This is a genomic window from Brevundimonas alba, assembly GCF_011927945.1.
Classification (GTDB): Bacteria; Pseudomonadota; Alphaproteobacteria; order Caulobacterales; family Caulobacteraceae; genus Brevundimonas; species Brevundimonas alba.
Map to the genome: position 1 here is coordinate 909,004 of NZ_JAATJM010000002.1, position 18,535 is coordinate 927,538.

General features: G+C 67.3%; 31 protein-coding genes. 4 read left to right on the forward strand and 27 right to left on the reverse strand.

Annotated features, from left to right (window positions below; translation table 11 throughout):
- Positions 1 to 3: 3 nt before the first annotated feature.
- The 22 genes from secY to rpsJ all read right to left on the reverse strand — a co-directional run bounded on the left by secY (position 4) and on the right by rpsJ (position 11,172).
- Positions 4 to 1,392, reverse strand: coding sequence for a preprotein translocase subunit SecY (secY, locus tag GGQ87_RS15095; RefSeq protein WP_168049135.1), 1,389 nt, complete (start codon positions 1,390 to 1,392; stop codon positions 4 to 6).
- Positions 1,393 to 1,497: 105 nt separating this feature from the next.
- Positions 1,498 to 2,091 carry a 50S ribosomal protein L15 gene (gene rplO / locus GGQ87_RS15100; RefSeq protein ID WP_168049137.1) on the reverse strand — a complete coding sequence of 198 codons (594 nt, stop codon included), beginning with the start codon at positions 2,089 to 2,091 and terminating at the stop codon, positions 1,498 to 1,500.
- Positions 2,092 to 2,233: 142 nt separating this feature from the next.
- A complete protein-coding gene (gene rpmD, locus GGQ87_RS15105) occupies positions 2,234 to 2,431 on the reverse strand; it encodes a 50S ribosomal protein L30 (RefSeq protein WP_168049138.1) in 198 nt (65 codons plus the stop codon).
- Positions 2,432 to 2,434: 3 nt separating this feature from the next.
- Positions 2,435 to 3,043 (reverse strand): 30S ribosomal protein S5, encoded by a 609-nt coding sequence (gene rpsE, locus GGQ87_RS15110; protein ID WP_168049140.1) that lies wholly within the window; start codon positions 3,041 to 3,043, stop codon positions 2,435 to 2,437.
- Between the two features lie 12 nt (positions 3,044 to 3,055).
- The gene (rplR, locus tag GGQ87_RS15115; protein ID WP_168049142.1) at positions 3,056 to 3,418 is read right to left on the reverse strand and encodes a 50S ribosomal protein L18; all 363 of its coding nucleotides are present in this window, start codon (positions 3,416 to 3,418) and stop codon (positions 3,056 to 3,058) included.
- A 2-nt stretch (positions 3,419 to 3,420) separates the two neighbouring features.
- Complete coding sequence (rplF, locus tag GGQ87_RS15120) at positions 3,421 to 3,954, reverse strand: 50S ribosomal protein L6 (RefSeq protein ID WP_168049144.1); 534 nt, start codon at positions 3,952 to 3,954, stop codon at positions 3,421 to 3,423.
- Between the two features lies 1 nt (position 3,955).
- Positions 3,956 to 4,354: a 30S ribosomal protein S8 gene (rpsH, locus tag GGQ87_RS15125; protein ID WP_168049145.1), complete on the reverse strand. Its 399-nt coding sequence runs from the start codon at positions 4,352 to 4,354 to the stop codon at positions 3,956 to 3,958.
- A gap of 14 nt (positions 4,355 to 4,368) precedes the next feature.
- Positions 4,369 to 4,674 carry a 30S ribosomal protein S14 gene (gene rpsN, locus GGQ87_RS15130; protein ID WP_168049147.1) on the reverse strand — a complete coding sequence of 102 codons (306 nt, stop codon included), beginning with the start codon at positions 4,672 to 4,674 and terminating at the stop codon, positions 4,369 to 4,371.
- Positions 4,675 to 4,694: 20 nt separating this feature from the next.
- Positions 4,695 to 5,252, reverse strand: coding sequence for a 50S ribosomal protein L5 (gene rplE, locus GGQ87_RS15135; RefSeq protein WP_168049148.1), 558 nt, complete (start codon positions 5,250 to 5,252; stop codon positions 4,695 to 4,697).
- Positions 5,252 to 5,560 carry a 50S ribosomal protein L24 gene (gene rplX / locus GGQ87_RS15140; RefSeq protein WP_168049150.1) on the reverse strand — a complete coding sequence of 103 codons (309 nt, stop codon included), beginning with the start codon at positions 5,558 to 5,560 and terminating at the stop codon, positions 5,252 to 5,254. Before rplX ends, rplE begins: the two co-directional genes overlap by 1 nt.
- A 2-nt stretch (positions 5,561 to 5,562) precedes the next feature.
- Positions 5,563 to 5,931 (reverse strand): 50S ribosomal protein L14, encoded by a 369-nt coding sequence (gene rplN / locus GGQ87_RS15145; RefSeq protein ID WP_055832151.1) that lies wholly within the window; start codon positions 5,929 to 5,931, stop codon positions 5,563 to 5,565.
- A gap of 18 nt (positions 5,932 to 5,949) precedes the next feature.
- On the reverse strand, positions 5,950 to 6,192 hold the full coding sequence (gene rpsQ, locus GGQ87_RS15150; protein ID WP_168049152.1) for a 30S ribosomal protein S17: 243 nt from the start codon (positions 6,190 to 6,192) through the stop codon (positions 5,950 to 5,952).
- Between the two features lie 10 nt (positions 6,193 to 6,202).
- Positions 6,203 to 6,400 carry a 50S ribosomal protein L29 gene (rpmC, locus tag GGQ87_RS15155; protein ID WP_055832148.1) on the reverse strand — a complete coding sequence of 66 codons (198 nt, stop codon included), beginning with the start codon at positions 6,398 to 6,400 and terminating at the stop codon, positions 6,203 to 6,205.
- Complete coding sequence (gene rplP / locus GGQ87_RS15160) at positions 6,397 to 6,840, reverse strand: 50S ribosomal protein L16 (RefSeq protein WP_168049154.1); 444 nt, start codon at positions 6,838 to 6,840, stop codon at positions 6,397 to 6,399. Before rplP ends, rpmC begins: the two co-directional genes overlap by 4 nt.
- Positions 6,841 to 6,843: 3 nt before the next feature.
- On the reverse strand, positions 6,844 to 7,596 hold the full coding sequence (gene rpsC / locus GGQ87_RS15165) for a 30S ribosomal protein S3 (protein ID WP_056450356.1): 753 nt from the start codon (positions 7,594 to 7,596) through the stop codon (positions 6,844 to 6,846).
- Positions 7,596 to 7,976, reverse strand: coding sequence for a 50S ribosomal protein L22 (gene rplV / locus GGQ87_RS15170; RefSeq protein WP_055832140.1), 381 nt, complete (start codon positions 7,974 to 7,976; stop codon positions 7,596 to 7,598). The genes rpsC and rplV overlap by 1 nt, the downstream gene beginning before the upstream one ends.
- A gap of 3 nt (positions 7,977 to 7,979) precedes the next feature.
- The gene (gene rpsS, locus GGQ87_RS15175) at positions 7,980 to 8,258 is read right to left on the reverse strand and encodes a 30S ribosomal protein S19 (RefSeq protein WP_168049156.1); all 279 of its coding nucleotides are present in this window, start codon (positions 8,256 to 8,258) and stop codon (positions 7,980 to 7,982) included.
- Positions 8,259 to 8,260: 2 nt separating this feature from the next.
- Positions 8,261 to 9,094, reverse strand: a complete 834-nt coding sequence (gene rplB, locus GGQ87_RS15180; protein ID WP_168049158.1) for a 50S ribosomal protein L2 — start codon at positions 9,092 to 9,094, stop codon at positions 8,261 to 8,263.
- 4 nt (positions 9,095 to 9,098) lie between these two features.
- Positions 9,099 to 9,404 carry a 50S ribosomal protein L23 gene (locus GGQ87_RS15185; protein ID WP_168049160.1) on the reverse strand — a complete coding sequence of 102 codons (306 nt, stop codon included), beginning with the start codon at positions 9,402 to 9,404 and terminating at the stop codon, positions 9,099 to 9,101.
- A complete protein-coding gene (gene rplD, locus GGQ87_RS15190; RefSeq protein WP_168049162.1) occupies positions 9,404 to 10,084 on the reverse strand; it encodes a 50S ribosomal protein L4 in 681 nt (226 codons plus the stop codon). The genes GGQ87_RS15185 and rplD overlap by 1 nt, the downstream gene beginning before the upstream one ends.
- Entirely contained in the window at positions 10,084 to 10,845 is a 762-nt protein-coding gene (gene rplC, locus GGQ87_RS15195; protein ID WP_168049164.1) for a 50S ribosomal protein L3, read from the reverse strand. The genes rplD and rplC overlap by 1 nt, the downstream gene beginning before the upstream one ends.
- A gap of 21 nt (positions 10,846 to 10,866) precedes the next feature.
- Positions 10,867 to 11,172 carry a 30S ribosomal protein S10 gene (gene rpsJ, locus GGQ87_RS15200; RefSeq protein ID WP_003164367.1) on the reverse strand — a complete coding sequence of 102 codons (306 nt, stop codon included), beginning with the start codon at positions 11,170 to 11,172 and terminating at the stop codon, positions 10,867 to 10,869.
- Between the two features lie 547 nt (positions 11,173 to 11,719).
- Here rpsJ and GGQ87_RS15205 point away from each other — a divergent pair.
- Positions 11,720 to 12,466, forward strand: a complete 747-nt coding sequence (locus GGQ87_RS15205; RefSeq protein WP_168049166.1) for a porin — start codon at positions 11,720 to 11,722, stop codon at positions 12,464 to 12,466.
- A gap of 100 nt (positions 12,467 to 12,566) precedes the next feature.
- Positions 12,567 to 13,328 carry a hypothetical protein gene (locus tag GGQ87_RS15210; RefSeq protein WP_168049168.1) on the forward strand — a complete coding sequence of 254 codons (762 nt, stop codon included), beginning with the start codon at positions 12,567 to 12,569 and terminating at the stop codon, positions 13,326 to 13,328.
- Between the two features lie 136 nt (positions 13,329 to 13,464).
- Here GGQ87_RS15210 and GGQ87_RS15215 read toward each other — a convergent pair whose 3' ends face one another.
- From GGQ87_RS15215 to GGQ87_RS15225, 3 genes are all read right to left on the reverse strand, one after another.
- Positions 13,465 to 14,355 (reverse strand): GIN domain-containing protein, encoded by an 891-nt coding sequence (locus tag GGQ87_RS15215; protein WP_168049170.1) that lies wholly within the window; start codon positions 14,353 to 14,355, stop codon positions 13,465 to 13,467.
- A 109-nt stretch (positions 14,356 to 14,464) separates the two neighbouring features.
- Entirely contained in the window at positions 14,465 to 15,373 is a 909-nt protein-coding gene (locus GGQ87_RS15220) for a cupin-like domain-containing protein (protein WP_168049172.1), read from the reverse strand.
- An 8-nt stretch (positions 15,374 to 15,381) separates the two neighbouring features.
- Complete coding sequence (locus tag GGQ87_RS15225; RefSeq protein WP_168049174.1) at positions 15,382 to 16,548, reverse strand: GNAT family N-acetyltransferase; 1,167 nt, start codon at positions 16,546 to 16,548, stop codon at positions 15,382 to 15,384.
- Between the two features lie 141 nt (positions 16,549 to 16,689).
- Between GGQ87_RS15225 and GGQ87_RS15230 the strand changes: the two genes are divergently transcribed.
- A complete protein-coding gene (locus GGQ87_RS15230; protein ID WP_168049176.1) occupies positions 16,690 to 16,893 on the forward strand; it encodes a hypothetical protein in 204 nt (67 codons plus the stop codon).
- 66 nt (positions 16,894 to 16,959) lie between these two features.
- Positions 16,960 to 18,015, forward strand: a complete 1,056-nt coding sequence (locus tag GGQ87_RS15235) for a L,D-transpeptidase family protein (RefSeq protein ID WP_168049178.1) — start codon at positions 16,960 to 16,962, stop codon at positions 18,013 to 18,015.
- On the opposite strand, the gene GGQ87_RS15240 is transcribed toward GGQ87_RS15235, so the two are convergent.
- Both GGQ87_RS15240 and GGQ87_RS15245 read right to left on the reverse strand, forming a co-directional pair.
- Positions 18,012 to 18,341 carry a hypothetical protein gene (locus GGQ87_RS15240; protein WP_168049180.1) on the reverse strand — a complete coding sequence of 110 codons (330 nt, stop codon included), beginning with the start codon at positions 18,339 to 18,341 and terminating at the stop codon, positions 18,012 to 18,014. The two genes, GGQ87_RS15235 and GGQ87_RS15240, sit on opposite strands and share 4 nt — an antisense overlap.
- Before the next feature lie 95 nt (positions 18,342 to 18,436).
- Positions 18,437 to 18,535, reverse strand: a 99-nt coding sequence (locus GGQ87_RS15245) for an EF-Tu C-terminal domain-related protein (protein ID WP_168047512.1), incomplete at its 5' end; no start/stop codon positions are given.

The following is an 18,535-nucleotide window of genomic DNA, read 5'->3' on the forward strand; positions in this document are numbered from 1 at the left end:
GATCTAGCGCCGGGCGGGGGCGGTGACGCCCTTGCCGCGGGTCTGGCCACGCCCGCGCAGCTTGGCCTTCTTGATCAGGCCTTCGTACTGGTGCGCCAGCAGCTGGGACTGGATCTGCGCCACCGTGTCCATGGTCACCGACACGACGATCAGGATGGAGGTGCCGCCGAACAGCAGACCATTGCCGACCTGCGCGCCGATGAACTCGGGCACCAGGCAGACGGCGGTGATGTAGATCGCGCCGATGGTCGTCAGACGCGTCAGCACATAGTCCAGATACTCGGCTGTGCGCTTGCCCGGACGGATGCCCGGCAGGAAGCCGCCGTATTTGCGCAGGTTCTCGGCCGTGTCCTCGGGGTTGAAGGTGATCGAAGTGTAGAAGAAGCAGAAGAAGATGATCAGCGCGCCGTAGAACAGCATGAAGACCGGCCGGCCGTGCTGCATCTCGGCAGTGACGAGCGGCAGCCAGTCCAGCCAGCTCGGCAGGTTGGCCTGGGCGGTCAGCTGGGCCACCGTCGTCGGCAGCATCAGCAGCGACGAGGCGAAGATCGGCGGGATGACGCCGGCGGTGTTGACCTTCAGCGGCAGGAACGAGCGCTCGCCCCCGGCCATCCGGTTGCCTTCCTGGCGCTTGGGATACTGGATCAGCAGCCGGCGCTGGGCGCGCTCCATGAAGACGATGAACACGACCACAGCGATCACCAGGGCGCAGATCATCAGCAGCACGAACGGCTGAATGGCGCCCTGCTGGGCGAGACCGAACATGCGGGCGATGGTGCCCGGCAGAACGGCGACGATGCCGGCGAAGATGATCAGGGAGATGCCGTTGCCGACGCCGCGCGCCGTCACCTGCTCACCCAGCCACATAAGGAACATGGTGCCGCCCGTCAGGGTGGTCACGGTCGAGACGATGAAGAACAGGCCCGGCTGGTCGATCAGACCCGGCTGGGCGTTAAGGCCGATGGCGATGCCCGTAGACTGGAACAGGGCCAGCACCACGGTCAGGTAGCGGGTGTACTGGTTCAGCTGCTTGCGGCCGCTCTCGCCGCCTTCCTTGCGCAGCTTCTCCCACGGCGGATACACGGCGCCCATCAGCTGGACGATGATCGAGGCCGAGATGTAGGGCATGACGTTCAGCGCGAACACGGCCATGCGCTGGACCGCGCCGCCCGAGAACATGTTGAACATGTCGAGGATGCCGCGCTGGCCGTCCGGATCCTGGAAGAACTGCAGGAAGGCCTCGGAGTTGATCCCCGGGATCGGCACATAGGTGCCCACGCGGTAGACCAGCAGGGCCAGCAGAGTGAACAGCAGACGCTTGTGCAGCTCGGTCGCCTTGGCGAACGAGCCCATGTTCATGTTTGCTGCAAGTTGTTCGGCGGCCGAAGCCATGTGTCGTCACCCCGACTGATCAGAACGCGGCGCATCGGACAGGAATCCGGCGCCTGCGTCCAGATAGGCGAAGGGCGCCCTCTTAGCGAGAGCGCCCCTCAAGCTTTATTTTTTGGCGGCGGTCCGGGTCGTGCGGGCCGAGACCTTGTTGGCGTCGCCGCGCGGCGCCTTGGGGGCCGGAGCCTTGCCCTTGGCGGCGTTGCGCTTCTCGACGCGCGCGGCGGCCTTGGCTTCCGCCTCGATGCGTTGCTGGACAACCGAACCGCCGGCGGCTTCGATGGCCTTCAGCGCGCCCGAGGTAGCCGACCAGACGACCAAGTTCAGCTTGCCCTTGATCTCGCCGGTGCCCAGCAGGCGGACGCCGTCCTTGACGCGGCGGATCACGCCGGCGGCGACCAGCGCCTCGCCGTTGATCTCCGACTTGATGTCCAGCTTGCCGCCGTCGATGGCGTCCTGCAGGCGCCACAGGTTCACTTCGGCCAGCTTCAGCGCGTTCGGATTGTTGAAGCCGCGCTTGGGCATCCGCATGTACAGCGGCATCTGGCCGCCTTCGAAGCCGCCGATGGCGACGCCCGAACGCGACTTCTGACCCTTGACGCCGCGGCCGGCGGTCTTGCCCTTGCCCGAGCCCGGGCCACGGCCGACGCGCATGCGCTTCTTGTGGGCGCCTTCGTTGTCGCGGATTTCGTTCAGTTTCATGTGCCTGATCCTTTCGGGTGCTAGCGCCCGCTCGGAGAGCGGACTCGGCTCTGGAAAAATTGAAGGGCCGCTTCTAGGCGGCCCGTCGGGTATTCGCAAGAAGCGGAACGCCCTCCCCCGGTTCGGGAGAGGGCGATGCAGCTTACTTTTCGACCACTTCGATCATGTGGGCGACCTTGGCGATCATGCCGCGGACGGAGGGGGTGTCCTCCAGGGTCGATTCACGACCCATGCGGTTGAGGCCCAGGCCCGCCAGGGTGGCGCGCTGGTCCGACTTGCGGCGGATCGGCGAACCGGTCTGGCGGATGGTGACGGTGGCTTTGGATTCAGTCTTGGCCATCTATCAGCCCTCCACAGCTTCGGGCGCCGAGGCGCCGTCATTGCGGCGGCCCATCAGGTCGGCGACCTTCTTGCCACGCTTCGAGGCCACCATGCGGGGCGACGACTGGACCTTCAGAGCTTCGAAGGTGGCGCGGATCATGTTGTAGGGGTTCGAGGAACCGGTCGACTTGCCGACGACGTCCTGGACGCCGAGGGTTTCGAGCACGGCGCGCATCGGACCGCCCGCGATGACGCCGGTCCCGGGAGGGGCGGCGCGCATCATGATCTTGCCGGCGCCCCAACGGCCCGAGCCGTCGTGGTGCAGGGTGCGGTTCTCGCGCAGCGGAACCTTGATCATGGTCTTCTTGGCTTCTTCGGTCGCCTTGCGGATGGCTTCCGGCACTTCGCGCGCCTTGCCGTGACCGAAGCCGACCCGGCCCTTGCCGTCGCCGACGACCATCAGGGCCGCGAACGAGAACCGGCGGCCGCCTTTGACGGTCGCAGCGACGCGGTTGATGTGCACCAGCTTCTCGACGATGTCCGAATCCGGACCGTCGACGGCGGGAGCGTTGCGGTTGTCACGACGGTTGCGATCGTTGCCGCCGCCGCCGCGTTGGGGTTGTTGCGCCATCTGTCGCGTCCCTTAGAAGTTCAGGCCGGCTTCACGCGCGGCTTCCGCCAGCGCCTTCACCCGTCCGTGATAGATGTAGCCGCCCCGGTCGAAGACGACGTCCTTGACGCCCTTTTCGATGGCGCGCTCGGCGATCAGCTTGCCGATCAGAGCGGCAGCCGCGGTGTCCGAACCCTTGGTCTTCTTGCCCTTCTCGCCTTCCAGCGAGGAGGCCGAAGCCACCGTGACGCCCTGGGCGTCGTCGATGATCTGGGCCGAGATGTTCTTGTCCGAGCGGTGGACGGACAGGCGCAGGCGACCATTGGCCACGGCCTTCAGGCGGCGGCGGGTGCGCTCCGAGCGGCGCTTGGCGTTCTGTTTGAGCGTGGTGGCCATGATTACTTCTTCTTGCCTTCCTTACGCCGGACCTTCTCGCCCGAGTAGCGGACGCCCTTGCCCTTGTAGGGCTCCGGCGGACGCAGCTTGCGGATCACGGCGGCGATCTGACCGACGGCCTGCTTGTCAGCACCCGAGATCTTGATCTCGGTTTGCTTCGGCACCGCGAAGGTGACGCCGGCGGGCGGTTCGATGTCGACGTCGTGCGAGAAGCCGAGCTGCAGCGACAGGGCGTTGCCCTTCATCGCGGCGCGATAGCCGACGCCGACCAGGTCCAGGCTCTTTTCAAAGCCGGTGGTGACGCCGACGACCATGTTGTCGACCAGGGTGCGCGACAGGCCCCACATGGCGCGGCCACGCTGGGTGTCGGTGCGCAGGCCGAGGTTGATGCCCTCGTCGTTCTGCGACACTTCGATTTCTTCGGCGACGGTCCAGGAGCGTTCGCCCTTGGGACCCTTCACCGACACGGTCTGGCCGTCGAGCGTGACAGTCACGCCCTTCGGAACAGCAATGGTGCGTTTGCCGATACGGGACATCTTAGTAGACCCTGCAGAGGACTTCGCCGCCCACCTTGGCTTCGCGAGCCGCGGTGTCGGACATGACGCCCTTGGACGTGGAGAGGATCGAGATGCCGAGGCCGTTCTTGATCGGCTTCAGGTCGGAAATCGCGGAGTAGACGCGGCGGCCCGGCTTGGACACGCGAGCGATCTCGGCGATGACCGGCTGGCCGTCGAAGTATTTCAGCTCGATCTCGAACTGCGGGAATTCGCCGGGGTTCTGAACCAGCGAATAGCCGCGGATGTAGCCTTCGTCCTGCAGCACGTCGAGGACGCGCTGACGCAGGCGGGAGGCCGGGGTGAGCACCTTGGAACGCTTGCGCATGGCGGCGTTCCGGATGCGGGCGATCATGTCGCTCAGGGGATCGTTGATCATCATATCTGTCGCTCCCCTTACCAGCTGGACTTCGTCAGGCCCGGGATCTGTCCCAGGTTGCCGAGTTCACGCAGGGCGATCCGGCTCATCTTGAGCTTGCGGTAATAGGCGCGCGGACGGCCCGTCACCTCGCAGCGGTTGCGAATCCGGTTGGCGGCCGAGTTACGCGGCAGCTCCGCCAGCTTCAGGCGCGCTTCGAAGCGCTCCTCAAGCGGCAGGGATTCGTTGTTGGCGGTCGCCTTCAGGGCGGCCCGCTTGTCGGCGTATTTCGCGACGAGGGCTTTCACCATCTCGTTGCGGTTCACGGCGCTCTTCTTAGCCATTGTGCTCTATCCCTTCCCGCTCAGTTCACGAACGGGAACTTGAACTCGGTGAGGAGAGCCTTGGCTTCCTCATCGGTCTTGGCCGTGGTGCAGACGATGATGTCCATGCCCCACATCTGGTCGATCTGGTCGTAGTTGATCTCCGGGAACACGATGTGCTCCTTCAGACCGGTGGCGTAGTTGCCGCGACCGTCGAAGCTGGTGCCCTTGAGGCCACGGAAGTCCTTCACCCGCGGCAGCGCGATGGTGATCAGACGGTCCAGGAACTCGTACATCTGGTCGCCGCGCAGGGTGACCTTGCCGCCGACGACCATGCCTTCGCGCAGCTTGAAGCCGGCGATGGAGTTGCGGGCCTTGGTCGGCATGGCCTTCTGACCGGCGATGGCGGTCAGATCCTTGAGGGCCGCGGTGGCCTTCTTGGAGTCGGCCACGGCTTCACCGATGCCCATGTTGAGGACGATCTTGTCCAGCTTGGGCAGCTGCATCGGGTTGGTGTAGCCGAATTTCTCGGTCAGCACGCCCCGGATGCGGTCGTTGTACTCGGCCTTCAGGCGCGGGGTGTATTTGGTATCGGCCATCAGATGACGTCTCCCGTCGTCTTGGCGAAGCGAACCTTCTTGTCGCCTTCCACGCGGAAGCCGACGCGGGTCGCCTTGCCGTTGGCGTCGGCGATCGCGACGTTCGACAGGTGAAGCGACGCTTCCTTGTTCTTGATGCCGCCCTGCGGATCAGCCTGGGTCGGGCGCGTGTGGCGCTGAACCATGTTGATGCCTTGCACGACGACGCGGTTTTCGGTCGGCAGGACCTTGGTCACCTTGCCGGTGCGGCCCTTGTCCTTGCCGGTCAGGACGACGACGTTGTCGCCCGATTTGATCTTGGCGGCCATGACTACAGGACCTCCGGAGCCAGCGAGATGATCTTCATGTGGTTCTTGGCGCGCAGTTCACGGGGAACCGGGCCGAAGATCCGCGTGCCGACGGGCTCGTTCTGCTTGTTGACGATGACGGCGGCCGACTTGTCGAAACGGATGACAGAGCCGTCCTTGCGCATGATGTCCTTGGCGGTGCGCACGACGATGGCGCGAACGACGTCGCCCTTCTTCACGCGGCCGCGGGGAATGGCTTCCTTGACGGAAGCGACGATCGTGTCGCCCACCGAGGCGTAGCGGCGCTTGGAGCCGCCCAACACCTTGATGCACATGACCCGGCGAGCACCCGAATTATCGGCTACCTCCAGGTTAGTTTGCATCTGGATCATGGGATCCGATCCTTCTGGTTACGAGGCCGAGGCGGTGGAAAGAACTTCCCAACGCTTCAGCTTGGACTTCGGGGCGCACTCGACGATGCGGGCCAGGTCACCGACCTTGAGGGCGTTCGCTTCGTCGTGAGCGTGATACTTCTTGGACAGACGGACGGTCTTTTTGAGGACGGGGTGCAGCAGAGTGCGCTCCACCTTCACAACGACGGTCTTGTCGCCCTTGTCGGAGACGACCACGCCTTCGAGAATACGTTTCGGCATCGGTGTCTCCTTAACCCGCCGCGCGGTTCGCACGCAGAAGCGTGGAGATGCGGGCGATGTCCTTGCGCACTTCCGAGACCCGGTGGGTCTTTTCCATCTGGCCGGTAGCGGCCTGGAAGCGCAGGTTGAACTGTTCCTTCTTGAGCTTCAGCAGCTCGTCGGACAGCTGGTCGGGCGTCTGGGCCCGCAGATCGGCGATCTTGGTCATGCGCCAACGTGCTCCACATGGGCGACGCCGGCGTCGAGGCGGGTAACCACCTTGGTGCGAACCGGCAGCTTGGCGGCGCCGAGGCGCAGCGCTTCGCGAGCGATGTCGTCCGGCACGCCGTCGATTTCGAACAGGATGCGGCCCGGGTGGCAACGCGCGGCCCAATGGTCCACGGCGCCCTTGCCCTTGCCCATCCGGACTTCGGCCGGCTTGCCCGTGACGGGCAGGTCGGGGAAGACGCGGATCCAGACGCGGCCCTGACGCTTCATCTGGCGGGTGATCGCGCGGCGGGCCGCCTCGATCTGACGCGCGGTGATGCGTTCCGGCTCGACCGTCTTCAGGCCGTAGGACCCGAAGTTCAGCGAGAAGCCGCCCTTGGCGGAGCCATGGATCCGGCCCTTGAAGGCCTTGCGGTACTTGGTCTTTTTCGGTTGCAGCATGACCTAGTTCTCACGTCCCCGGTCACGGCGCGGGCCGCGGTCGCCGCGGGGTCCACGTTCACGACCTTCGTTGGAAGACGGGCCGGCAGCTTCCTGGGCCCAGCGCTTGTCCTGCGCCATCGGGTCGTGCTCGAGCACCTCGCCCTTGAAGACCCACACCTTCACACCGATGATGCCGTAGGTCGTCTTGGCCTCGATGAAGCCGTAGTCGATGTCGGCGCGCAGGGTGTGCAGCGGCACGCGGCCTTCGCGGTACCATTCCATCCGCGCGATTTCCGCGCCGCCGAGGCGGCCCGAAACGTTGATGCGGACGCCCTTGGCGCCGAGGCGCATGGCGGACTGCATCGCGCGCTTCATGGCGCGGCGGAAGGCGATACGGCGTTCCAGCTGCTGCGCGATGTTCTCGGCGATCAGCTGGGCGTCGGTCTCGGGCTTGCGGACCTCGACGATGTTCAGGTGAACCTCGCCCTCGGTCTGGGCCGAGATGTCCTTGCGCAGCTTCTCGATGTCAGCGCCCTTCTTGCCGATCACGACACCCGGACGGGCGGCGTAGATCGTCACGCGGCACTTCTTGTGCGGGCGCTCGATGATGATGCGCGACACGCCGGCGGCGTTGAGGCGTTCCTTCAGCCACGTGCGCAGCTTCAGGTCCTGGTGCAGCAGCTTGGCGTAGTCGGCGCCGCCGGCGAACCAGCGGCTGTCCCACGTACGGTTGACGCCAAGGCGCAGACCGATCGGATTTACTTTCTGACCCATCAGGCGGCCTCACCGGCTTCGCGGACCACGATGGTGATCTCCGCGAAAGGTTTCAGGATGCGCGACGAGCGGCCACGAGCGCGGCTCGCGAAACGCTTCATCACCAGGTTCTTGCCCACGAAGGCCTCGGCGACGACGAGATTGTCGATGTCGAGGTTGTGGTTGTTCTCGGCGTTCGAGACGGCCGAATACAGGACCTTGCGGACGTCGGTGGCGATGCGCTTGCGGCTGAATTCCAGCTCGTTCAGCGCCTTCTGCACCGGCAGGCCACGGATCGACTGGGCGACCAGGTTCAGCTTCTGAGGGCTGATCCGGACATTCACCAGCTTGGCGCGGGCTTCGGTCGGGGCGACCCGACGGGAGTTCTTGGTCTGGGCCATGGACTACTTCCTCTTGGCCTTCTTGTCCGCCGCGTGGCCCGGGAAGTTCCGGGTCGGGGCGAACTCGCCGAGCTTCATGCCGACCATTTCTTCGGAGACCGACACCGGCACGTGCTTCTGGCCGTTGTGGACGCCGAACGTCAGGCCGACGAACTGCGGCAGGATGGTGGAGCGGCGCGACCAGGTCTTGATCACGTCCTTGCGGCCCGACGTCGAGACGGCGTCGGCCTTCTTGAGCAGATACCCGTCGACGAACGGGCCTTTCCAGGAGGAGCGGGCCATCTTTAGCGAGCCTTCTTAACGTGGCGGGTACGGATGATGAACTTGTCCGTAGCCTTGTTCTTGCGGGTGCGGGTGCCCTTGGTGTCCTTGCCCCACGGCGTGACCGGGGTACGACCGCCAGAGGTCCGGCCTTCACCACCACCGTGCGGGTGGTCGATCGGGTTCATGGCGACGCCGCGAACGTGCGGACGCCAGCCCATGTGACGGACGCGGCCCGCCTTGCCGAGGTTCTGGTTCATGTGGTCGGGGTTCGAAACCGCGCCCACCGTGGCCATGCAGCCGTCCAGAACCATGCGCAGCTCGCCCGAGCCGAGACGGATCTGGGCGTAGCCCTGATCGCGGCCGACCAGCTGGGCGTAGGCGCCGGCCGAACGGGCCAGCTGGGCGCCCTTGCCCGGCTTCATCTCGATGTTGTGGATGATCGTACCCACGGGCATCGAGCGCAGCGGCATGGCGTTGCCCGGCTTCACGTCGACCTTTTCGCCGGCCACGACCGTGTCGCCCGCCTTCAGGCGTTGCGGCGCGATGATGTAGGCCTTTTCGCCGTCCTCATAGGTGATGAGGGCGATGAAGGCGGTCCGGTTCGGATCGTACTCGAGGCGTTCGACCGTCGCGGTCGCGAACTTGCGACGCTTGAAGTCGATCTTGCGGTACAGCGTCTTGGCGCCGCCGCCGCGGAAGCGGACGGCGATACGACCACCAGCGCCCCGGCCGCCCGACTTGGTCAGGCCTTCGGTCAGCGACTTCTCCGGACGGCCCTTGTGGAGCTCGGAGCGGTCGATCAGCACCAAGGCGCGGCGGCCCGGCGACGTCGGATTGTAAGTCTTCAAGGCCATCTGATCAGAGCCCCGTGGTGACGTCGATCGACTGGCCTTCAGCCAGCGTCACGATCGCTTTTTTGATGTCGACCCGACGGCCCATGATGCCGCGGAAACGCTTGGTCTTGCCCTTCTGGACGAGGGTGTTGACCTTCAGGACGTTGACCTTGAACAGGCTTTCGACCGCAGCGGCGATCTCGTCCTTGGTCGAGGTACCCGAAACGCGGAAGACGACCTTGTTCTGCTCCGACAGGATCGTGGCCTTCTCGGTGATCACCGGAGCCAGGATGGTGTCGTAGTGTTTGGCGGTGGGTTGAGCGCCGGCCATTACGCGGCTCCCTTCACGGCTTGCGACCGGGCCACTTCGCTACGCGAGGGCTTGTAGTCGGCATAGGTGGCTTCGATGGCCTCGAGGGCCGCCTTGGTCAGCACCAGCTTGTCCGCGCGCAGGATGTCGTAAACGTTCAGGCCGGCGTTCGGCAGGACGTTCACCATCGGGATGTTGCGGGCGGCCAGGCTGAAGTTGGTGTCGACTTCCGGTCCGGCGATGATCAGCGTGCGGGTCCAGCCCAGCTTGCCAAGGGTTTCGCGCAGACCGGCGGTCTTGGCGTCCTTCAGCGAGATGCTGTCGACGACGACCAGATCACCGGCGACGACCTTGGAGGACAGCGCATGGCGCAGGGCCAGGGCGCGGACCTTCTTCGGCAGCGAGAAACCGTGGTCGCGGACGATCGGGCCGAAGGCGCGCGAACCACCGACGAACTGCGGAGCGCGACGCGAACCGTGACGGGCGCCGCCGGTTCCCTTCTGCTTGTACATCTTCTTGCCGGTGCGAGAGTTCTCGTTCCGGGTCTGGACCTTGTGGGTGCCGGCGCGGCGCTTGGCCAGCTGCCAGTTGACGTAGCGGGCCAGGATGTCGCCGCGGATGTCGGTGATGCCGAAAACGGCGTCCGACAGTTCGACGTCGCCCGAGGCCTTGCCGTCGAGTTTGATGACCGAGAGTTTCATTACGCTTCACCGCCTTCGGTGGTCTCGACGGCCGGGGCTTCCTCAGCCGGCGTTTCCGCCGGTTCAGCAGCCGACGCGGCGGTCTTCGACGACTTCACGCCGCCCGGGAAGGGAGCATCAGCCGGACGGGCCTTCTTCACGGCGTCGCGGATCTTGACCCACGTGCCTTCGTGACCGGGGACAGCGCCCTTGATCATGATCAGGCCGCGGTCGGCGTCGACGCGGAAGACGGTCAGGTTCTGGGTGGTGACGACTTCCTGGCCGAGGTGGCCGGCCATCTTCTTGCCCGGGAACGTGCGGCCCGGGTCCTGACGGTTACCCGTGGAGCCGTGCGAACGGTGCGAGACCGAGACGCCGTGCGTGGCGCGCAGACCGCCGAAGTTCCAGCGCTTCATGGCGCCGGCGAAGCCCTTGCCGATGGTCTCGGCCTGGACGTCGACCTTCTGGCCGGCGACGAAGTGGTCGGCCGAGAACTCGGAGCCCACGTCCATCATGGCGTCCGCATCGATGCGGAACTCGGTGACATAGGCCTTCGGCTCCACTTCCAGCTTCGCGAAAGCTTCGCGTTGAGCCTTGTTGGTGTTCTTGGCCTTCTTGGTGCCAGCGCCCAGCTGGAGAGCGACGTAGCCGTCACGCTCCTGGGTACGTTGGCCGACGACTTGGCAGCCGTCGAGCTGAAGCACAGTGACCGGAACGTGCGCGCCGTCATCGGCGAACACGCGGGTCATGCCCAGCTTCTTGGCGATCACGCCCGTGCGCATCGGATCCCGCCTCTTTCTTCTTTAAATCTTGATCTCGACGTCCACGCCGGCGGACAGGTCGAGCTTCATGAGCGCGTCCACGGTCTGCGGGGTGGGGTCGACGATGTCGAGGACACGCTTGTGCGTGCGGATTTCAAACTGCTCGCGCGACTTCTTGTCGACGTGCGGCGAGCGGTTCACGGTGAACTTTTCGATCAGGGTCGGCAGCGGGATCGGACCACGAACGGTCGCGCCCGTGCGCTTGGCAGTGTTGACGATCTCGCGCGTCGAAAAGTCGAGGACGCGGTGATCGAAGGCCTTGAGCCTGATGCGGATGCTTTGATCCATATCGGTAGCTATTCCCAAGCAGGCGAACCTGCGTCCCTGTGAACCATTTCAAAGACCGGAGTCTTCAGGCGCGAAGCCTTCAGAGTACGCACGTCCGCAAAAACGATCGGCCCACGCAGTCTCCCGCGAAGGCCGTTGAAGTCCTGGGTCACTGCAAAGAACAGGGTCTCAGGTCGTTCCTGCGAACCGCGTCTGCACCACAAACTCAAGCGAGGTGCACAGCCGGTCCAACAAGAGTGGGGGCTTATGCAGATCGATTCCGCTTCCGTCAAGCGGTGAAAGCGCCTCGCTGGGCCCGACGCGCTCACTCATAACACATGCGCCGGCGCCGGACGGCGAAGCGGGCGAGTTCATGACCGGACGGAGAGGAAGGGCCGCAATCCACCCTCCGGTTTGTCACCATCCAGCCACATTGCGTTGCCGCCACGCCACAAAGGTCGCGCACCAGTGGTTTGTGACGGGTTTGTAATGGCTACGCTGGCCTGAGCCCTGATAGCCGGAGCTTCCGCCGCGGCGAATCCGGTCGCGGCAAGCAAGGAAAACAAAAATGAAGTCTCTCCTCCTCGTCACCGCCGCCCTGTCCGCCTTCGCCGCGGCTCCCGCCCTGGCCCAGGAAGGCCCCGTCGGCTCGATCGGCATCAACTACGGCAACACCGAAGTCGACTTCGGCGGCATCGGCGGCGACGCCGACAGCTGGGCCGTCGACGGCGTGGTCGCCATGCCGGCCTTCGGCGACTGGACCGTCACCCTCGCGGCTGACGCCAGCGAATACGAAGACGCTGACGACACCATGATCGCCGGCACCGCCCACCTGACCACCCTGGTCGGTTCGGACCTGCGCATCGGCGGCTTCGTCGGCGCCGCCGACGTGGCCGACGAAACCGCCCTGACCGGCGGCTTCGAAGTGCAGAAGTACCTGTCCAAGGCGACCCTGACGGGTGTCGTGGCCTACACCACCGCCGACGACGTCGATCTGGACGCCTGGACAGTGAGCGGCGACGCCGCCTTCTACGTCACGGAAGCCCTGCGCCTGAACGCCGGCGTGTCGTACCTGACCATCGACGACGCTGACGTTGACGGCCTGACCTACGGCGTCGGCGCCGAGTACGAAATCGCCCGTTCGCCGTTCTCGGTGACCGCCGGCTTCGCGCACACCGACCTCGAGGACATCGACATCGACTCGTGGACCATCGGCCTGCGCTACAGCTTCGGTGGCGGCCTGCAGGCGCGTGACCGCGCCGGCGCCGGCCTGGGCGCCAACAACGGCGTGCTGGGCCTGCTCGGCTCGATCTGATCGACCGAACCGACTGACTGACTGACGACAGAGCCCCGGCGGAGACATCCGCCGGGGCTTTTCCTCCGATTCCCCTGATCCTCCTTCCAAGGACCTGACCATGAAGTCTCTCTTCCTCGCCACCGCCGCCCTCGCCGCCTTCGCCGCGGCCCCGGCCCTGGCCCAGACCGCCCCGACCGGCTCCATCGGCCTCGCCTGGACCAACACCGACGCCGACTTCGGCGGCCTGACCGCTGAAGAAGACGGCGGCCTGATCGACGGCAATGTCGCGGGCCCGATCTTCGGCGACTGGACCGTCACCATGGGCGCCTCGCTCGCCTGGGCCGACGGGGCCTTCGACGAGGACCGTCCGCTCTCGGGCCAGGTCCACCTGACCCGCAAGGTCGGCGGCCTGCGCGCCGGCGGCTTCGTGGCCGCCTCGGACGCCGGCGGCGAAACCCTGACCAGCGTCGGCGGTGAAGTTCAGAGCTACATGGGCGCGGTGACCCTGACGGGCGGCGTGGCCTTCTCGACCATGGAAAGCGCCGACGCCATCTCGGCCACGGCCGACGTGGCCTTCTACCCCATGGCCAACCTGCGCCTGAACGCCGGCCTCGGCGGCGGCCAGATCGAGTTCACCGGCTCGAACGCCGAGTTCTACTCGGGCGGCGTAGGCGCGGAATACCAGTTCGCCGGCACCCCGGTGAGCCTGTACACCGCCTATGATCACACCACGGTCGACGACGCCGACCTGGACATCGACAGCGTGTCCTTCGGTCTGCGCTTCAGCTTCGGCTCCGACGGCCTCCAGGCCCGCGAGCAGAGCGGCGCGGACCTGACCCGCACCGTCGGCGGCCTGGCCGGAGTGCTGTCGGGTCTCTGATCCACGGCCCCGACCGAAACGACAGAGCCCCGGCGGAGCGATCCGCCGGGGCTTTTCGTTGGCCGGACCCCCAGATGCGAAGAAGGCCCGGGCGGTTCCACGCACCCGGGCCTTCCATTCGCAGCGGCGCCAGGGATCAGCGGCCGATGCGGATGTCTCCCGCGCCCATGACGCTGCGGCTGACGGCCCCGGTGGCTTCGGCGATGCGGACATCGCCCGCGCCGGCGATGGAGACGCTGACATCCCCGGCGGTTCCGCCGAAGTCGACGTCGCCCGCGCCCGCGATAGAGATATCGACATTCGGGCTGCGACCCCGACGAATGGTCACGTCGCCCGCTCCGGCGATCGAGATATCCGTTTCGCCGTTGACCTCGGCGATCGTCGCGCCGCCGGAGCCGGCCATGCTGACCTCGAGACGACCGGTCGCCCCGGCCGTGATGTCGCCGGCTCCGGCGACATCAGCCTCGAGCGACCGCGAGGTGCCGACGATGATGTCTCCCGATCCGGCGAGGGAGGCGCTGACGGCGCCATCGGTGTTGGCGACCGCCCAGTCGCCGCAGCCGGCGTTGCCCAGCTCCACCGAGGTCGCGCCCCGCCCAATGGAGCCGAACACGGCCCCGCCGGCGTCGATGTTCACGTTACGCGGCGAGCGGATGACGATCAGTGGCGCGTCCTCCAGATTGACCCGGCCGATGTCGCGCACCTCGACCGAAGCGCCCTGCCCCGGCCGGGTGTTGTCCGGGCCGGAGCGGCAGTCGCGGATGTTGTCGCCCATGCGGACGCCGCCGACGCGACGGCCGAGGCCGCCGTCGATGCGCACATTGGGTCCGCTGCGTTCGAGCCGCAGGGCCGGCAGACGCGACGCGCCCTGCTGGATCTCGACGCCGATGTCGGCGCGGTCCTCGACGATGACAACGACCCGGGCGACGGCGTGCTCGATCTCGACCTCGGGCTCCTTGGCCACGGCGGAGCCGGCGGCGGCGATGGTGATCGCGGCGGCGGCGGCAGACAGCAGAATGGCTTTCATGGCGGTGTTCCCTCTCCGGAATGTGAGGAGAAGGTGCGACCGGCCCGCCGCCGAGTCACTTTAAATCGAGGTCATGACCTCGTTGTAAGGAACACCGGTCCCTGACCGGTCAGGCGGTAAGCGGCCTTGCGCCGTCGGCGGCCGCGGCGTCCGGCTCGAAATCGCGCTCGAACCCGGCAATCCGGCTCTTCATCGCTCCCGCCCGCTTCAGCGCCAGCGAGGCGGCCCAGCGCGCCGCCAGCTCCGGTGTCGACATCGCGTCGGTGAAGCGCGGCCTCGCCCCCGCCCGGCGCAGCACGGCGTTGGTGAACAGCGCCCCGTTGCGGAACCGCGACGGCCAGGTCTGGAAATCCATCGACAGGGAGACGCAGAACCGGTCCAGGTTCTCCACCCGGTGCGGCGCATACAGCGGCCAGGTCAGGGCCTGCCCCGGCTCAAGGTCCATCACCTGGGCGTCGGCCTCGAAGGCGAGGTCATAGGGCAGCTCTTCCGTGGTCTGGCGCGCCACCACCTGCTCCATGTCGATCTCGGCCAGATGGGCCTCGTCGCCCGGATAGACATAGATCCGCTTGCGGCCGCGCATGTGGAACAGCACCACGCCCGCCGCGTCGAAATGATAGGGCACCCGCGCCTTGGGCGACGACAGGATCAGCTGGCCCGCGTTGCGCACCGCCCGCATGCCGGCATAGGCGCCCTGCACCTTGCCGAACTCGGCCATGGCCGCGGCCCACAGTTCGGGCCAGCCGGTCTCGACCTCGCGCAGATTGACCCACAGCCGCCCCTGCTGAATCGCCGCCAGCAGTTCCGCCCCGTTCAGCCGCCCCCGCGCTCCGGTGCGCAGCGACACCTGACCGGCGTCGTCGTAGTCGTACAGGTTGATGTCGAACAGCCCGGCCGGATAGCGGTCGAGGATGTCAGCCAGCGCCTCGTCCGTGGCGAAGCCCTGGTCGACCAGACCATGCGGATGGATGCGGGCCTCGGTGATCGGTCCGGCGTAGCGGGTGCGGGCTGCGGTCATGCTGTGTCTCAGGCCGGAACGGTTCGGGTCGAAGGTCTGCGGGCCTTTGCAAGCGCCGCGCCCGCCGCCTGGGCCGCGCCGCGCAGGCGGTTGCCCGGCGTGGTCTCGCAGGCCTCGATGGCCGCCCAGCGCCGCCGCACGCTGGCCCTCAGCCGCTCGCCGCGCCCGCCGCCGGCGAGGTTCAGGGCCCCGACCGCCGCCTGGCTGACCGCCGCGCCCAGTCCGGGCCGCAGCACCAGCGCCTCGCGCACCGTGCGGGAGCCGTTGCAGAAATATTTCTTGTAGTGCTCGCCCTCGAACCCGAAGTCGAAGGTGCGGTAGCCCAGCTCCGCCGCCAGCCGCATCGTGTCCATGCTCAGCAGGATGCCGGGCGAACACCGCGCCAGCGACGGCTCATAGCCCGGGAACCAGAAATGGTACTGATCGCCGGCGTGCAGCGAATATTCCAGCGCCGTCAGCCGGTCGCCGGCCCACAGCCCCGCCATCGAGGCCCCGAAGCCGTCGCGGTCCTCCTTCAGCAGGGCGTGCAGCAGGTCCGCGGTCCAGCCGCAGGCGAAGATGTCGTGCCGTCCCGTCCGTTTGTACTGGTCGCGCTTCAGCCCGATCAGCCAGTCCAGCAGCGCCGGATCGCGCAGGCCCCGCTCGACGCGCAGCGTGCCCAGTTCGGACTCCATGCTGCGCCGGGCGCGCTCCTTGTCCTTGAAGAATTTGCCTTGGCTGGAGCGGCGCTCCGAATACCAGCCGTCATAGCCGTCGGGACCCAGCTGGACCTGCACCGTGCGCCGGGGCTCGCCCAGATCGCGTCCGTCCGCCCCGGTCGCCCCGACCCAGGCGGTGACGTTCAGCCGGGTGGCGCCCAGCGTACGGGCGACCTCCTCCAGAGACGGCGCCTCGCCGGGCCGGGCGATAACGCCATGATAGTCGTTCATCGGCGCCGCCAGCGGCTGCATGGCGCCGCCGCGCTTCTGGTGGGGGAAGAAGCCCACGGTCCGCCCGCCGTGCGAGAAGACCGCCACGGCCGCGTCCGGGCTGATCCGCGCCGCCACCTGGGTGAATTCCGGCCGGAAATAGGGGCTGTCCAGCGCCGGGTCGGCCGCCAGCATGGCCCGCCACTCGGCCCATTCGGCCTCGCCAAGGGCGTCCACTCCGACGATGTCGACCTTCAATCCGGTCATGCGGCGTCCCTGCGCGCGCGCCCGGTCGGCGCGCTGTTCGCCTCATGCTTAACCGGCCGCCTCTTTCAGCGGGGTAAGCCGGCATGGTGAACGAAACCTGCCCGACGTGGGGGCGTTGGCTCTGCCGTAGAGGAGTTGGACATGCCCCAGGACCCGTCGCCGGATCTCGACACCGACCGCCAGCCCGGCCGCCAGAACGAATACGAGGAGGAACGCCGCCCGCCCCGCGACGGCGAGCCGCCCCGCCCGGCGCAGGAGCCGCCCGGCTCGGAGGGCAGCAGCAATTCCGGGGACACCGCAGTCGATCCCGCCACCGGAGAGCCCAACCCGTCCGCGGGGAGGTGAAGGGGATCAGGGGAACGGCAGGCCGCGCGAGGGATTGATCCCGGACCGTCCACCGACCGGAATCCCATGTCCTTTCGCCTGATCCTCCTCGCCTCCTCCGCCGCCGTCCTCGCCCTCGCCGCCTGCGGAGCCCCCGAGCCCGCTGAAAGCCCGCAGGCCCCCGCCGCCAACGCGCCGCGCCCCCTGCTGACCGCAGCCCAGATCGAGGCCGGCGTGCCGCAGGCCGCCGCCACGCCCCCGGCCCCCTTGTCCGACGCGACAGGAACACAGCCGCCCGCCTACGCCCCCGATCCGGGCCTCGTCCGGCTGCAGATCCTGCTCGACCGCTCGCCCTTCTCGCCTGGCGTGATCGACGGCCTCGCCGGCGAGAACACCCGTCAGGCCATCGCCGCCTGGCGCAAGGCTAACAACCTCGGAGAGGGCGACTCCGCCGACGCCGCCCTGCTGCAGCGCCTCGCCGCGACCGACGCGAGCCCGGTGATGACAATCTACACCCTGACTGCGGCCGACCTCGCCGGCCCCTTCAGCCCGCCGCCGGGCGAGGATCTCGCCGCCCAGGCCGCCGCCGGGACCCACTACAGCTCCGCGCGCGAGCGGCTCGCCGAGCGATTCCACGTGACCGAGGCCCTGCTGCAGGGCCTCAACCCCGGCGTCGACTTCCGCCGCGCCGGCCAGACCCTCGTCGTCCCCGCGATCGCCGACCGGCCGCTGGGCGAAGTCGCCCGCATCGTCGTGGACAAGACCGAGCGTTCCGCCCGCGCCTTCGACGCCTCGGGCCGCCTGCTGGCCTTCTACCCCGCCACCATCGGCTCGACCGAACGCCCGGCCCCGTCCGGAAACCTGCGCGTCCTCGGCGTCGCGCCGGAGCCCGACTACACCTACGACCCGGCGAAGCTCAGCTATGGTCCGGGCGACCGCAAATTCGTGATCCCCGCCGGGCCGAACAACCCGGTGGGCTCGGTCTGGATCGACCTGTCGCGCGACAGCTACGGCATCCACGGCACGCCGGACCCTTCGAAGATCGCCAAGACCGCCTCCCACGGCTGCGTCCGCCTGACCAACTGGGACGCCGAACAACTCGCCGCCTCGGTCAAGCCGGGCGTGGAAGTGCGGTTTATCTAGGAGGCGAGTCCAAGGCCGGCGTACCACTCCGCATAGGGTGTGTTTCTGGCCATGCGCCGGTTCTGGTCCGGCGAGCCGTCGGTCCACCAGACAGGGCCACGCTCGCCGAGGGCGACCTTGGCGGCATCGACGGCGGCGCCGGCCCGGGCCAGAGCCGCCCGGTCCCCGGTCCGGCGCGCACGACCGACCTCGCTGCGCGCCGCCATCAGATCTTTCACGAGCGCCTCGCGCCGGTCGGGCGGCAGAGCCGGATTGGTCGCACGCCACAGCCGCCCGCGGACCACGAAATATCGGCCGTCGGGCGTGTCGGGATAGGGCCTGTCCATCCGACCCAAACGAAAACGGCCCCCGGATCGCTCCGGGGGCCGCTCTGTCTTGTTGGCCTATGCTCGCCTCGCGGAGGCTCGCGGCTTGAGGCCGACTACTCCGTGATCTTGGAGACCACGCCGGCGCCGACGGTGCGGCCGCCTTCGCGGATGGCGAAGCGGAGCTTCTCTTCCATCGCGATCGGGGTGATCAG